Annotated in this window: 10 protein-coding genes and 1 pseudogene; 9 read left to right on the top strand and 2 right to left on the bottom strand. The window is 67.0% G+C overall.

Going from position 1 to position 15,319, the window contains the following annotated elements:
- Positions 1 to 33: 33 nt before the first annotated feature.
- Complete coding sequence (locus tag GCU53_RS10200; protein WP_167520050.1) at positions 34 to 1,299, bottom strand: OprD family porin; 1,266 nt, start codon at positions 1,297 to 1,299, stop codon at positions 34 to 36.
- A 273-nt stretch (positions 1,300 to 1,572) separates the two neighbouring features.
- Positions 1,573 to 3,150, bottom strand: a complete 1,578-nt coding sequence (locus GCU53_RS10195) for an aldehyde dehydrogenase (NADP(+)) (protein WP_152387514.1) — start codon at positions 3,148 to 3,150, stop codon at positions 1,573 to 1,575.
- Between the two features lie 573 nt (positions 3,151 to 3,723).
- Here GCU53_RS10195 and GCU53_RS10190 point away from each other — a divergent pair.
- From GCU53_RS10190 to GCU53_RS10150, 9 genes and pseudogenes are all read left to right on the top strand, one after another.
- A complete protein-coding gene (locus tag GCU53_RS10190) occupies positions 3,724 to 4,485 on the top strand; it encodes a FadR/GntR family transcriptional regulator (protein WP_152387513.1) in 762 nt (253 codons plus the stop codon).
- Positions 4,486 to 5,043: 558 nt separating this feature from the next.
- Entirely contained in the window at positions 5,044 to 5,955 is a 912-nt protein-coding gene (kdgD, locus tag GCU53_RS10185; RefSeq protein WP_152387512.1) for a 5-dehydro-4-deoxyglucarate dehydratase, read from the top strand.
- Between the two features lie 91 nt (positions 5,956 to 6,046).
- Positions 6,047 to 7,438 carry an MFS transporter gene (locus GCU53_RS10180; protein WP_152387511.1) on the top strand — a complete coding sequence of 464 codons (1,392 nt, stop codon included), beginning with the start codon at positions 6,047 to 6,049 and terminating at the stop codon, positions 7,436 to 7,438.
- Positions 7,439 to 7,459: 21 nt separating this feature from the next.
- A complete protein-coding gene (gene garD / locus GCU53_RS10175; protein ID WP_152387510.1) occupies positions 7,460 to 9,013 on the top strand; it encodes a galactarate dehydratase in 1,554 nt (517 codons plus the stop codon).
- Positions 9,014 to 9,049: 36 nt separating this feature from the next.
- Positions 9,050 to 10,022, top strand: a pseudogene (locus GCU53_RS10170) (2-hydroxyacid dehydrogenase).
- 598 nt (positions 10,023 to 10,620) lie between these two features.
- Positions 10,621 to 11,442: an NAD-dependent epimerase/dehydratase family protein gene (locus GCU53_RS10165; RefSeq protein ID WP_152387509.1), complete on the top strand. Its 822-nt coding sequence runs from the start codon at positions 10,621 to 10,623 to the stop codon at positions 11,440 to 11,442.
- A 43-nt stretch (positions 11,443 to 11,485) separates the two neighbouring features.
- A complete protein-coding gene (locus tag GCU53_RS10160) occupies positions 11,486 to 12,379 on the top strand; it encodes an SMP-30/gluconolactonase/LRE family protein (RefSeq protein ID WP_152387508.1) in 894 nt (297 codons plus the stop codon).
- 199 nt (positions 12,380 to 12,578) lie between these two features.
- Complete coding sequence (locus GCU53_RS10155) at positions 12,579 to 14,018, top strand: MFS transporter (protein WP_244307105.1); 1,440 nt, start codon at positions 12,579 to 12,581, stop codon at positions 14,016 to 14,018.
- A 422-nt stretch (positions 14,019 to 14,440) separates the two neighbouring features.
- On the top strand, positions 14,441 to 15,310 hold the full coding sequence (locus GCU53_RS10150) for an aldose 1-epimerase (RefSeq protein WP_244307103.1): 870 nt from the start codon (positions 14,441 to 14,443) through the stop codon (positions 15,308 to 15,310).
- The last annotated feature ends 9 nt before the right edge of the window (positions 15,311 to 15,319 follow it).

Here is a 15,319-nt window from a genome sequence, read left to right as displayed (position 1 = left end):
CATGTCGCACGCTTCGGACTCCGCTTCGAGCCTTCAGAACAGCGAGAGCGGGTACTGGACGATCAGCCGGTTCTCGTCGTAGCTGTTGTTGCTGCCCCAGTCGGCGCGCCGGCTGGCGTTGCGCCACTTGACGGAGAGGCTTTTCAGCGTGCCGCTCTGCACCACGTAGGCCAGCTCGCTCTCCCGCGCCCATTCCTCGCCGTCGCTGACCGTCGCGGTATGTACGTTCTTGCCGCTGATGTAGCGGTTCATGAGGGTCAGTCCCGGCACGCCCAGGGCGGCGAAGTTGTAGTCGTGGCGCAGTTGCCAGGACTCCTCGCGGGCGTTGTCGAAGGTGGTGGTGAAGCCGTCGTTGGGCAGCATGCCGCCGCTGGTGCCGTTGACCCGCATCCAGCGGTCGTCGCCGGTGAGGCGCTGGAAGGCGAAGGTGAAGGTGTTGGCGCCGGTCTTGAGGGCGAACAGGCCGGTCAGGGTCCGGTTGTCCAGGTCGCCGGCCCTGGCCTGGCCATCCTCCTCGCCGTCGAACAGGCCCACCCGCGAGGAGAGCGACCAGTCCTTGCCCAGCGGCTGCAGGTGGCGGATCTCGAAGTAGCGCTGCTTGTAGATGTCCTCGAGCTGGCCGAACCAGGCGCCGACGGTGGTCCGGTTGTCGTTGAAGCTGTACTCGACGCCGCCGAAGTTGTAGCGGTCGGAGGTGGCGCCGGATACGCCGTTCATCGACATGTCCTCCATGCTGGAGTCGTTGCGCGGGCTGTTCTCGCGCATCTGGCCGGCATGGAGGGTCAGGTTCTTGATTTCCTTCACCGTCAGCATGCCGCCGCGGAAGGTCTGCGGCAGCAGGCGGCCGTCGTTGGAGTTGAGGATCGGCAGCACCGGGCTCCATTCGCCGACCTTCAGCTCGCTTTCGGAAAAGCGCAACTTGCCGGCCACTGCCAGGCGGCCGAAGTCGTCGGCCGGTTTGCCGTCCTTGCCGACGGGGAGCAACTCGGTGCCGCCGGTACCCTTGCCGCCGTCGAGCTTGATCGCCCACAGGCCGAGCACATCGATGCCGAAGCCGACCGGGCCTTCGGTATAGCCCGACTTGAGATCGAGGATGAAGCCCTGGGCCCATTCCTCGCGCTTGGCCTGGGTGGCGCGGTCGACCATGTTGCGCTGCATGTAGTAGTTGCGCAGGGTCAGGCTGCCCTTGGCGTCGTCGACGAAGGCCGCCTGGGCGTTGGGCAGGAAGCCCGTGACGCCGAGTGCCAGGGCAAGAGCGGCGGACGGACGGAGCGAAAAATGCGAGAGGCTGTTCTTCATTGTTGTTGTTACCGGCGAAGATCGGTGGAAAAGGCGCAAAAAGGCCCCCTCCGCGGGCGCGGATGCATTGGGCGAAAGGGGGGAAAGCCCGGCGACGGTGACCGGGGCTGGCAGATCAGGCGAGCGGCGTTCCCGGCGGCGTGCCGGAAGTGTGGCTGTGTGGCGGAATGCGGCGGCGAGCGTGGTTCGAAGTGGTCATGCGGGTTTTCCGTTTAGTTGTTGTTGTCACGGATGGCGCCCCCTCCCAGGCAGGGAAGGGGGCGAGAGAGGACCTTACAGCGCCTCGCGGCTCGGCTGGCCGTCGACCAGGCGCAGGATGCCCAGCGGGTTGGCGTTCTGCAGCGCCTCGGGCAGCAGTTCGTCCGGGTAGTTCTGGTAGCACACCGGGCGCAGGAAGCGGTCGATCGCCAGGCTGCCCACCGAGGTGCCGCGGGCGTCCGAGGTGGCCGGGTAGGGGCCGCCGTGGACCATCGCGTCGCAGACTTCCACCCCGGTCGGGTAGCCGTTGAGCAAAAGGCGCCCGGCCTTCTGCTCGAGCACCGGGACCACGGCGGCGAAGGCGGTCAGGTCCGCCGGCTCGGCGATCAGGGTGGCGGTGAGCTGGCCGTGCAGACCGTGCAGGGCGTGGAGCAGCTCGTCCCGGTCGGCCACCTCGACGACCACGCTGGTCGGGCCGAAGACCTCCTCCTGGAGCAGCGCGTCGCCCTCCAGCAGCAGGGCGACGTCGGCCTGGAACAGCTGCGGCCGGGCCTGCTGGCCTTCCTGCTTCTGCCCGGCCAGGTGCCTGATCTTCGGATGGGCGTGCAGGGCGGCGATACCCTGCTCGTAGCTTCTCAGGGTGCCGGCGTTGAGCATGGTCTGCGGGCCCTGGTCGGCCATGGCGGCGGCGAAGGCGGCGAGGAAGGCGGAGAACTCCGCCGAGCGCAGGCCGACGATCAGCCCCGGGTTGGTGCAGAACTGGCCGCAGCCCAGGGTCACCGAGGCGGTCAGCTCCCGGGCGATCTGCTCGCCGCGCTGCTTCAGTGCCGCGGGCAGCAGCAGCACCGGGTTGATGCTGGACATCTCGGCGAACACCGGGATCGGCTGCGGCCGGGCGGCGGCCATGTCGCAGAGGGCGCGGCCGCCCTTGAGCGAGCCGGTGAAGCCGACCGCCTGGATTGCCGGGTGCTTGACCAGCGCCTCGCCGACGCCGTTGCCGTAGATCATGTTGAACACCCCGGCGGGCATGCCGGTCTTCCCGGCGGCGCGCAGGATGGCGTCGGCCACGCACGCGGCGGTGGCCATGTGGCCGCTGTGCGCCTTGAACACCACCGGGCAGCCGGCGGCCAGGGCCGCGGCGGTGTCGCCGCCGGCGGTGGAGAAGGCCAGCGGGAAGTTGCTGGCGCCGAACACCGCGACCGGGCCGAGGCCGATGCGGCACTGGCGCAGGTCGACGCGCGGCAGCGGCTGGCGCTCGGGCAGGGCGCGGTCGATGCGCGCGCCGTGGAAGTCGCCGCGGCGCAGGACCTGGGCGAACAGGCGCATCTGGCTGCTGGTGCGGCCGCGCTCGCCCTGGATGCGCGCGGCGGGCAGGGCGGTCTCGCGGCCGACCAGGGCGACGAAGTCGTCGCCGAGGGTATCGAGCTCGGCGGCGATGGCCTCGAGGAACTCGGCGCGGCGGGCGGCGGGCAGGGCGCGGTAGGCCGGGTAGGCAGCGGCGGCGGCCTCGGCGGCGGCGTTCACCTCGGCGGGAGTGGCCTGGTAAAAGTCATAGGACAACTTTTCGCTGGTGGTCGCGTCGAAGCTGTGGACGATGACGTCGCCCTCGCTGCTGCGGGTTCCTGCGATGTAGTTCTTGCCTTCGATCCGCATTGCTTTAACTCCTCTGGCCATAAGGATTTGGCGGTTGTTGACGGGGTGCCCGGGCAATCGTCCGGTTGGAATGTCAGGGCGGAGCGGGGCAACTGTAACGCTTCGGGTGTTGAATGTCATCATATGACACGATCAGTTGTCGCGTCTGTCTGGGGGGGGCGCGACGGCCGGGGCGGCAAGGCCTCCGTGGCGGGGATGATGCCGGGCCATGGGGCGGTCGCCAGATCAGCCGGCTGGATGCCATGGTGAAAGGGCGGGTGGCGGCAGCGAAGGGTTGAGGCTGCGTGTCGCCCGCCCGGGGGAGGGCTCGACGGGGATGCCTTCTGGGCTGTCCGGCTGGCGTCCGGGTACGAGGGCGTGTGGCCGGGTCATTGTGTCGCGACTGAGGGGCTAGGTTGGCGACAGGCGGGGAGGCATCCGGAATAGCCAATAAAGGCAGGCTGCTGGCACGTTGCTGGAGTATCGCCAGCGGAGCGGGCGTCATCGACGGCAGTTGCGAAAACAGGGCGGTATTGTCATACAACTTAGGCGTATGATGACGTCTCCGGAACACTGCCGAAACCGAGCATCGAGATGAGCAACGAAAGCACACTGCCGCGCCCGCGGCGCAAGAACCGCAGCCTTGCCCAGGAACTGGTGGTCGAGCTGACCCGGCAGATCCGGGAAGGGCAGATCAAGTGCGGCGAGAAGCTGCCGACCGAGTCGGAAATCATGGAGGCCCACGGGGTGAGCCGCACCGTGGTGCGCGAGGCCATCTCGCGCCTGCAGGCTTCCGGCACGGTCGAGACCCGCCACGGCATCGGCACCTTCGTGCTGGATGCGTCGAGCCCCAGCGGCTTTCGCATCGACCCGGCGACCATCGTCACTCTGCGCGACGTGATGGCCATCCTCGAGCTGCGTGTCAGTCTCGAGGTGGAGTGCGCCGGCCTGGCCGCCCGCCGGCGCAGCGCCGAGGAACTGGCCGCGATGCGCGCGGCACTGGACACCTTCAACCGTGCCAGTCATGCCAGCGATGCGGTGGCCAGCGACTTCCAGTTCCACCTGCAGATCGCCATGGCCACCGGCAACCGCTATTTCACCGACATCATGAGCCACTTCGGCACCAGCATCATTCCGCGCACCCGGCTGGATTCGGCGCACATCGCCCATGCCGACCAGCAGCAGTACCAGGCGCGGCTGAGCCGCGAGCACGAGGAAATCTACGAGGCCATCGCCCGTCAGGATGCCGATGCGGCCCGCGCCGCCATGCGCCTGCACCTGACCAACAGCCGCGAACGTCTGCGCCAGGCCCACGAAGAGGCCGAATCCCAGCAGGCCGGTTCCGAGCCGGCCTGATTCCCGCCCCGGCGTACGGATCGCGGTCCGCGCCGGCCTGGTCCTTCGCCATCCTTCCCTTGCAGCGCAGAGCGCCCGGACCGAAGCCGGCGCGGCGTGTACAAGCCTCCATCGTCATGCGATGACCTGTTTTCGCGACTGCTCGCCGGCCGCGCCGGTACCGGCTTCTCACCGCGCATCGCGGAAATCCCCGGCGTCGGCCTGCGATGCCGCGAGTATTTGCTCCCGCTCCCGCTCAGGCAGGCATAGCCGCACGCCGCCGCGGTTTCGCTCCTGCTCACAGTATTTCTTGTGAAAAGATACGATGACTGCTTGTCGAATTCGAGAGGCTGGGTTGCTCCGAAAAGCTGCCGCAATAACTCAATAAATCGATGATTTATAAATAAATTTATCAAAATGTAGAGGTTTTTTGGTTTTTCGATAGACGCCGGCCAGGCGCCGGAGATGCTGGAAAAGGCACGGAGAGGGGCTAGTTTTTACGAAAGTCATACGATAACTTATTTCAAAGCCCGGTCGCCGACCGGAGATTTCCACCTCACCAAGCAGGGTGCTCGACCAATGACTCCACAAGAGCTCAAGTCCGTCCTCTCCTCCGGTCTGCTGTCCTTCCCGGTCACCGATTTCGATGCCGCCGGCAACTTCAACGCCGAGTCCTATGCCCGCCGCCTGGAGTGGCTGGCGCCCTACGGCGCCAGCGCCCTGTTCGCCGCCGGCGGCACCGGCGAGTTCTTCTCGCTGGGTCTCGACGAGTACCCGCAGATCATCAAGACCGCGGTCGACACCTGCGCCGGCAGCGTGCCGATCCTCGCCGGCGTCGGCGGCCCGACCCGCCAGGCCATCCACATGGCCCAGGAGGCCGAGCGCCTGGGCGCCAAGGGCCTGCTGCTGTTGCCGCACTACCTGACCGAAGCCAGCCAGGAGGGCGTCGCCGCCCACGTCGAGGCGGTCTGCAAGGCGGTGAAGATCGGCGTGGTGGTCTACAACCGCAACGTCTGCCGGCTGACCCCGACCCTGCTGGAGCAACTGGCCGAGCGCTGCCCGAACCTGATCGGCTACAAGGACGGCCTGGGCGACATCGAGCTGATGGTGTCGATCCGCCGCCGCCTGGGCGAGCGCTTCACCTACCTCGGCGGCCTGCCGACCGCCGAAGTCTTCGCCGCGGCCTACAAGGCCCTGGGCGTGCCGGTCTACTCCTCGGCGGTGTTCAACTTCATCCCGCGCACCGCGATGGAGTTCTACAAGGCCATCGCCGCCGACGATCACGAAACCGTGGGCAAGATCATCGACGACTTCTTCCTGCCGCTGCTGGAGATCCGCAACCGCCGCGCCGGTTACGCGGTGAGCATGGTCAAGGCCGGGGCGAAGATCGTCGGCCACGGCGCAGGCCCCGTGCGCGTGCCGCTGACCGACCTGCTGCCCGACGAGTACGAGCGCCTTGCCGCGCTGATCAGGAAGCTCGGCCCGCAGTAAGCTCAGCGCGCCCCCGAAGCGGCTTCGTCTCCGGAGGAGCCGCTTCTCCCGGCCGTCCACACAACAACAAACAATTCGTGGAACCGACGTCATGCAAGCCATCAAGCAAACCCGCGTGCGTTACCTGATCCTGCTGATGCTGTTTCTGGTGACGACGATCAATTATGCCGACCGCGCCACCATTTCCATCGCCGGATCCAGCATGCAGAAGGATCTCGGCTTCGATGCCGTGACCCTCGGCTACATCTTCTCCGCCTTCGGCTGGGCCTACGTCCTGGGGCAGATTCCCGGCGGCTGGCTGCTCGACCGCTTCGGTTCCAAGCGCGTCTATGCGGTGAGCATCTTCACCTGGTCGCTGTTCACCCTGCTGCAGGGCTTCGTCGGCGGCATGCCGGTGGCCTGGGCGGTGACCACCATGTTCATGCTGCGCTTTCTGGTCGGTTTCGCCGAAGCGCCGTCGTTCCCCGGCAACGCGCGCATCGTCGCCGCCTGGTTCCCCACCGCCGAGCGCGGCACGGCTTCGGCGGTGTTCAACTCCGCGCAGTATTTCGCCACCGCGCTGTTCGCCCCGCTGATGGGCTGGATCGTCCACAAGTTCGGCTGGGAGCACGTGTTCGTCATGATGGGCGTGCTCGGCATCGTCTTCTCCGGGATCTGGCTGAAGACCATCTACAACCCCAAGGAACACCCGCGCATCAATCCGGCCGAGCTGGAGCACATCGAGCAGAACGGCGGCCTGGTCGACATGGACAGCGCCCGCAAGTCGGGCAGCCAGGGACCGCGCTGGGACTACATCCGCCAGCTGCTGACCAACCGCATGCTGGTCGGCGTCTACCTCGGCCAGTACTGCATCAACGGCATCACCTACTTCTTCCTCACCTGGTTCCCGGTGTACCTGGTGCAGGAGCGCGGCATGTCGATCCTCAAGGCCGGCTTCATCGCCTTGCTGCCGGCCCTCTGCGGCTTCATCGGCGGCGTGCTCGGCGGGGTGATTTCCGACGCCCTGCTGCGCCGCGGCTACTCGCTGACCCTGGCGCGCAAGCTGCCCATCGTCACCGGCCTGCTGCTCTCCACCAGCATGGTGTTCTGCAACTACGTTCAGGCCGAATGGATGGTGGTCGGCTTCATGACCCTGGCCTTCTTCGGCAAGGGCCTCGGCGCACTGGGCTGGGCGGTGGTGGCGGACACCTCGCCGAAGCAGATCGCCGGCCTGTCGGGCGGCCTGTTCAACACCTTCGGCAACATCGCCTCGATCACCACGCCGATCGTCATCGGCTACATCATCAGCGCCACCGGCTCCTTCAAGTGGGCGCTGGTGTACGTCGGCGCCAACGCGCTGGTGGCGGTGTTCAGCTACCTGGTGATCGTCGGCCGCATCCAGCGCGTCGAACTCAAGGACGGCCCGACCCAGGGCGGCTCGGCCCGCCGGGAGGAGGCCCCGGCCGCTCCGCTCGGTCCCCAAGGCAGCGCGGCGTCCGCCTGAAATCTGTACGAGGATAGTGTCATGTTGATCGAACATCAGGATTCGCCGCGCTACATCCGCCTGCACGCGGACGACAACGTCGGCGTGGTGGTCAACGACCAGGGCGTGGCGGCCGGCAGCCGCTTCACCGACGGTCTGCAGGCGGTCGAGCACATCCCGCAGAGCCACAAGGTGGCGCTGACGGACCTCGCCGAAGGGGCCGAGGTGGTGCGCTACGGCCAGGTCATCGGCTACGCCCTGCAGCCGATCCCCCGCGGCAGCTGGGTGACCGAGGCGCACCTGCGCATGCCCGAGCCGCCGGCGCTGGACAACCTGCCGCGGGCGACCCAGGCCGCCGCGCCGCTCGAGCCGCTGGAAGGCTTCACCTTCGAGGGCTTCCGCAACCCCGACGGCAGCGTCGGCACGCGCAACCTGCTCGGCGTCAGCACCACCGTGCAGTGCGTGGCCGGGGTGCTCGAGCACTGCGTCGAGCGGGCGCGCAAGGAGCTCCTGCCCAAGTACCCCAACGTCGACGACGTGATCGCCCTGACCCACAGCTACGGCTGCGGCGTGGCGATCAACGCGCCGGATGCGGTGATCCCGATCCGCACCCTGTTCAACCTCGCCCGCAACCCCAACCTCGGCGGCCAGGCGCTGGTCATCGGCCTCGGCTGCGAGAAGCTGCAGCCGGTCCAACTGATGCCGGGCGACGCGCTGACCAGCGGGATGAGCGAGCAGCAGTGGCTGTACCGCCTGCAGGAGTCGGGCAACGGTTTCGCCGGCATGGTCGAGCAGATCCTCGGCCTGATCGAGGCGCGCCTCGAGGTGCTCGACGCGCGGCGCCGCGAGACCTGCCCGGCCTCCGAACTGGTGGTCGGCATGCAGTGCGGCGGCAGCGACGCCTTCTCCGGGATCACCGCCAACCCGGCGCTGGGCGTCGCCGCGGACCTCCTGGTGCGCGCCGGCGCCACCGTGATGTTCTCGGAGAACACCGAGGTGCGCGACGGCATCCACCTGCTCACCCCGCGCGCTGCGACCCCGGAAGTGGCCGACGCGCTGATCGGCGAGATGGACTGGTACGACCGCTACCTGGAGCGGGGGATGGCCGACCGCAGCGCCAACACCACCCCCGGCAACAAGAAGGGCGGGCTGAACAACATCGTCGAGAAGGCCATGGGCTCGATCGCCAAGTCCGGCTCCAGCCCCATCGCCGGCGTGGTCCCGCCGGGCGAGAAGGTCAGGGGCAGGGGCCTGCAGTTCTGCGCCACCCCGGCCAGCGACTTCATCTGCGGCACCCTGCAGCTGGCCGCCGGGATGAACCTGCACATCTTCAGCACCGGGCGCGGCACGCCCTACGGCCTGGCGATGGTGCCGGTGATCAAGGTGGCCACCCGCAGCGAACTGGCCGAGCGCTGGCCGGATCTGATCGACGTGGACGCCGGGCGGGTGACCTCCGGGCGGCTGTCGCTGGAGGAGCTGGGCTGGGAGATCTTCCGCCTCTACCTGGACGTGGCCAGCGGCCGCACGCGCACCTGGGCCGAGCGGCACCGCCTGCACAACGATCTGGTGCTGTTCAATCCGGCGCCGGTAACCTGAGGCCGTCCGACGTTCGAAGCCATCGAGGAATCTGCCATGAAGGGACTGAAGGTGCTGCAGGTCGGCGCCCTGAGCGAGCGGTTCAACCGGCGCATGGCCGCGGAGTACGGCGCCGAGGCGTACTGGAAGCACGCCGACGGCGCGGCCTTTCTGGCCGGGCGCGGTGCGGAGTTCGAGGTGCTGGTCACCTCGGCGCGCTTCGGCTGCACGGCGGCGATGCTCGAGGCGCTGCCCAGCCTGCGCGCCATCTGCAGCTTCGGCGTGGGCTACGACGCCATCCCGCTGGAGCCGGTGCGCCGGCGCGGCATCCGCCTCAGCAACACGCCGGACGTGCTCAACGAGTGCGTCGCCGACCTGGCCATGGGCCTGCTGATCGACGGCGCACGACGGATCGCCGAGGCCGACCGCTTCGTCCGCGCCGGCCAGTGGCTGATCGGCAACTTCCCGCTGGCTACCCGGGTCAGCGGCAAGCGCCTGGGCATCGTCGGCCTGGGCCGCATCGGCCAGGCGCTGGCGCGGCGCTCCAGCGGCTTCGACATGCAGGTGCGCTACCACAACCGCCGGCCACTGGCCGGCTGCCCCTACGGCTACGCAGCTTCCCTGGTGGAGCTGGCGCAGTGGGCCGACTTCCTGGTGCTGACCTGCCCGGGGGGACCTTCGACCCATCACCTGATCGATGCCGAAGTGCTCGCGGCGCTGGGGCCGAAGGGCCTCTTGGTCAACGTGGCGCGTGGCTCGGTGGTCGACGAGGCGGCGCTGGTCGCCGCGCTCGCCGAGGGCCGGCTCGGCGCTGGTCGCCGCGCTCGCCGAGGGCCGGCTCGGCGCTGTGGCCCTCGACGTCTTCGAGCGCGAGCCGCAGGTACCGGCGGCGCTGCTGGACATGCCCAACGTAGTGCTGCTGCTGCACATCGGCAGCGCCACCGAGGAAACCCGCCTGCAGATGGAGGAGCTGGTCGTCGCCAACCTGCAGGCGTTCATCGACAAGGGAGAGCTGCTGACTCCGGTCTGACGCCTTTCCCTGTCGGTTATGGCGCCGCTCTGGGCGGCGGCGCCATAAGGTGCGACCCTCGCACATTGGCTGACTCTTGCAGTAGGGCGCACCACGAGTGCCCCTTTTTCTTTCATGTCGTTCCGACTGCCCGCGTCGTTTCCCATGCTCGCCTGGCCGGAATGCGTCTGGCTCCTCGCGTCGGTACTGCTGGTCTTGCCGCCTCGGGCGCCGCTCCAGGCGGTTTGGAGTCCTTCCTGTGCCGTCGACCGGGCGGGTATTGGGGAGAGGAGGGGCGACTGCGGGAGCTGAGGTGGCCAGGCAGGCGGCATGGGGCTCTGTTGTCATATGACGTGGAGTGTGGCAGCCAGCCTTTTCATGGGCTCTCCCGGCTGCACGCGGCAGGCGCACGGAGCCTGTCCCGCGATGTGGCGGACAGGCATGGGGCGAAGAATAATGGCTATTTTGCGTGAGTGTCGGGGTGTGGCGGCAGCCGCCGTTTTCCGTTCGACCGTTCGCCGAATCACGTTGACAAGGACGAGGCGTGCTGTCGATAATTCGACAAAGTCATACGACGACTTATGAATATTGAACAATAACAATCGGAGCGGTTCCAGCCATGCCTCATCCTGCTCACAGTCCCGTCCTCGATCGTCTCCTGCTCACCGGCGCAGCCGGCAATCTCGGAAAGATCCTGCGGGAAAACCTGCGTCCCTATGCCCCCATCCTCCGCCTGTCCGACATCAGTCCCATGGCGCCGGCCGCCGGCGACCACGAGGAAGTGATCACCTGCGACCTGGCGGACAAGGCCGCGGTCCATGCCCTCGTCGAGGGCGTCGACGCCATCGTCCACTTCGGCGGCCTGTCGGTGGAGCGGCGCTTCGAGGAAATCCTCGAGGCCAATATCCGCGGCACCTTCCACATCTACGAGGCGGCACGCCGGCACGGCGTCCGCCGTGTGGTGTTCGCCAGCTCCAACCATGTCATCGGCTTCTACAAGCAGAGCGAGACGCTCGACGCCAGCGCCGTCCACCGCCCCGACGGCTACTACGGCCTGTCCAAGGCCTACGGCGAGGACATGGCCAGCTTCTACTTCGACCGCTACGGCATCGAGACGGTGAGCATCCGCATCGGCTCCTCCTTCGACGAGGCGCAGAACCGCCGCATGCTCAGCACCTGGCTGAGCTATCGCGACCTCACCGACCTCATCGGCCGCGCGCTGTTCACCCCGAATGTCGGCCACACCATCGTCTACGGCGCTTCGAACAACCGCGACCTCTGGTGGGACAACCGCCTGGCCGCGCACCTGGGCTTCGCGCCGCAGGACAGCTCGGAGATCTTCCGCGCCAGGGTCGAGGCCCAGCCGGCCCCGGCCGCGGACGATCCGGTGGCGGTCTACCAGGGCGGCGCCTTCACCGCGGCCGGCCCGTTCGACGACTGAGCCGCCCGCGCCTGCGCCCATAACGACAAGAGACCGCGCCGCCATGCAAGCCGAACTCGTGCTTGACGCCCGCAACGGCACCGGCGAAAGCCCGGTGTGGAGCGTGGCCGAACAGGCCCTCTACTGGGTCGACATCCCCGCCCGACGGCTGCACCGCTGGCGCCCGGCGAACAACGCCACGGCGAGCTGGGAGGCCGACGAGATGCTCGCCTGCATCGCCCGCCACCCGGCGGGCGGCTGGCTGGCCGGCCTGGAGAGCGGCCTGTTCCACCTGCAGCCCGGCGCCGACGGCCGTCTGGCCGGAACCCGCTTGGCCGACACTCGCCATGCCCTGCCCGGGATGCGCTGCAACGACGGGCGCTGCGACCGCCAGGGGCGCTTCTGGGTCGGCAGCATGCACCAGGACATGGCCGCCGGGCACTGCGCCGGCGTGCTCTACCGCTTCGTCGGCGAGGCCGGCGGCGCACCGCTGCTGACCTGGCTGGACGGCCTCGTCGTCCCCAACGGCCTGGGCTTCAGCCCCGACGGGCGGACGATGTACCTGTCCGACTCGCATCCCTCGGTACAGGCCATCTGGGCTTTCGATTACGACCCGGACGACGGCGTCCCGCACAACCGCCGGCTGTTCGTCGACATGCGGCAGCATCCCGGCCGTCCCGACGGCGCGGCGGTGGACGAAGACGGCGGCTACTGGATCTGCGCCAACGACGCCGGCCTGGTCCACCGCTTCACTCCCGACGGCCGCCTCGACCGCTCGCTGGCCGTGCCGGTGAAGAAGCCGGCGATGTGCGCCTTCGGCGGCCCCGGCCTCGACACCCTGTTCGTCACCTCGATCCGACCGCAGGGCGTCGACCTCGCTGACCAGCCCCTGGCCGGCGGGGTGTTCGCCCTGCATCCCGGCGTTCGCGGCCTGGAAGAGCCCGCCTTCCGGGGCTGAGCCGGGCCCGGCGGTTCCACCAGCCTCTCCAACAAGAACAACCAGGAGATTCGTTCCATGATCGGCAAACGCAACAAGCCATTGCTCGTCCTCCTGCTCGCCTTCCGCTTGCCCGGTCTGGCCAGGGTCCTGACCCTGTGCGCTTCGTCCGGCTAGTCCAAGAGCCCCTGCTGAATATCTGAACGGAAGTTTTCCGGATTTGCACTGCCCCGAACTGCAGTCCACGCATTTCGGCAGTCTGGCTGGGCATATACAGAAAGATGCCGGCTTATTTTTCTTTGAATACTTCCAACGGCAATACAATAAAAACAACTGGGACAAAGCGATGACAGCTCAGATTGCTCCACCCCAAACAACCTTGATCGGCAAATACCGATGGGTTATTTGCGCACTTCTGTTCATTGGCATTGGTATCAACTATATCGACCGCCAGATGATAGGCATCCTCAAGCCTACCTTGCAGGCCGATCTGCAATGGACCGAAACCGATTACGCCTCTATCGTTTTCTGGTTTCAGTGCGCCTATGCCATTGGCTTTTTAACCTTTGGGCGAATCATCGACCGGCTTGGCGTGCGTGTCGGATATGCGATTGCCTTTACTATATGGACGATTGCCACCATCGGACACGGGCTTGTCCATACGGTCGCGCAATTTGCCATAGCACGCTTCACCCTGGGATTTGGTGAGTCCGGCAGTTTTCCGGCCAGCCTGAAAGCTGTTTCGGAATGGTTCCCGCAAAAGGAACGTGCTCAGGCTACCGGCATTTTCAATGCCGGCACCGCGCTGGGCCCTATCATCACGCCGCTGCTTATTCCGGCCATCACCCTGGTCTGGGGCTGGCGTGCGGCATTCATCTCCATCGGCGTGATTACCTCCCTGTGGCTGGTTGCCTGGTTGCTGATCTATCGCCGTCCGCATGAGCATCCGAAAGTAGGCGCTGCGGAGCTCGCGCATATTCACTCCAACGATGGATCTTTAATATCCTCGGGAACCACCGCCCCGGTGAAGATATCCTGGCTTAAGCTCCTGACATTCAAGGAAACGTGGGCCTACGCGCTCGGAAAATTCCTGACCGATCCGATCTGGTGGCTGTACCTGTTCTGGCTCCCGGATTTTCTCGGCAAGACTTACGGCCTTGACCTGAAAACATTCGGACCGCCACTGATCGCCATCTATCTCTTGGCAGATGCGGGTTCGATCATCGGTGGCTGGGGTTCTTCGACTCAAATGAGAGCTGGCCGCTCCGCGAACGTGGCGCGAAAAACCACCATGCTCGTCTGTGCTTGCATGGTCGTGCCTATCATCACTGCCCAGTTCGTATCGAGTGTGTGGCTCGCCGTCCTGATCATCGGCTGCGCTGCGGCTGCACACCAGGCCTGGTCGGCCAACTTGATGACCTTGCCGTCGGACCTTTTTCCAAAAGAGGCAGTGGCTTCCATCATTGGCATAGGAGGTACCGCCGGAGCCATCGGCGGGATGTTGATGTCGACTTACAATGGCTACATTCTGGAAGCATTCAAGTCTTACCAGCCAATCTTCATAGTCGCCGGAACTACTTACTTGATAGCGCTGCTTGCCATCCATCTACTGACTCCGCGGCTAAAACCCGTGCCGTTGGAAAAAATAGAAGCCAAATAGCGCAAGTATCCCCCGGCAAAGCCGGGGGGTTATATTCCTGGCGGTCGCCAGATAAATATAAACATAGTCTCCGATCATTTCGGCAAGGCGTTGTCATGTTCCAGGTACTTGAATTGAAGTTTTCCTGGCTTTGCTCCACTCCGGGCTGCCAATTCCGGCACTTCGGTAGTCGGCATGGCGGTGGGTAGGAAAAATGCGCGGCCTGTCGCCGGTCCACCCGCGCGCACCTTCCATGACGGCCAGCGGCTCGGTGCAGGCGCTGCCGCCGTTCTATCCCGGGCTGTCCGCCGGGCTGCTGGCGGTCACCTACAGCCCGGCCATCTCCTTCCGGCTGCCGAGTCCGGTGCTCTAAACGCACCGCCTGCTCCAGCCCATGCCCGCCTCCGGCGGGCATTCTCATGTGCACGTTTCAGGAGGCTCCCATGCTGATCCTGCAAGACCGCCTGACCCGCCTGACCCTGGCTCCGGAGATCGGCGGCAGCCTGGCCGGCTGGCAGGCGCTGGACTCCGGCCGGCCCCTGCTGCGCCCCGCGTCGGCCGACGACCTCGCCAGCGGCAGCCCGCGCCGGCTGGCCTGCTATCCGCTGGTGCCCTGGTCGAACCGCATCGACCGCGGCGGCTTCGCCAACCCGGACGGCTGGCTGGCGCTGGCGCCCAACAGCCCGGGCGAGCCCCTGCCGATCCACGGCAGCGCCTGGCAGCAGCCCTGGAGGGTCCTCGAGCAGGGGGCGCAGCACGCCCGCTTGGCGCTGGACAGCGCCAGCCCCTTCCCCTACCGCGCCGAGCAGCGCATCGATCTCGACGAGGGGCGGCTCGACCTGGCGCTGGAGGTACAGCATCTGGGCAGCGCGCCGGCCTGGTACGGCCTCGGCCTGCACCCCTACCTGCCGCGCACTCCGGCCACCCGCCTGCAGGCGCTGGCGAGCGGCGTCTGGCACGAGGACGGTCGCCGGCTGCCCGAGCGCTTCATAGACCTGCCGGCGGAGTGGAACTTCAGGGAGCCGCGCGCCCTGCCGCAGGCGACGGTCGACCATGCCTTCGACGGCTGGGACGGGCGCTGCCGCATCCTCCAGGCGGATGCCGGCCATGCGCTGGAGTGCCGGGCCGAGGGCGCCGGACTGTTTCTGCTCTACACCCCGAAAGGGAGGGACTTCTTCTGCTTCGAGCCGGTCAGCCACCCGGTCAACGCCCACCACCTGCCGGGACGGCCCGGACTCAGGCTGCTGGCGCCCGGGCAGCGCCTGCGCCTGGGCTGGTCGATGCACTACCGGGCCGTCCCCGGCGGCCGATGAGGAGACGGC

Source organism: Azotobacter salinestris, assembly GCF_009363155.1.
In the GTDB taxonomy this organism is placed as follows: Bacteria; Pseudomonadota; Gammaproteobacteria; order Pseudomonadales; family Pseudomonadaceae; genus Azotobacter; species Azotobacter salinestris.
The sequence above is the reverse complement of the archived record's forward strand: the minus strand, read 5'-3'. Positions and strand labels throughout refer to the sequence as shown.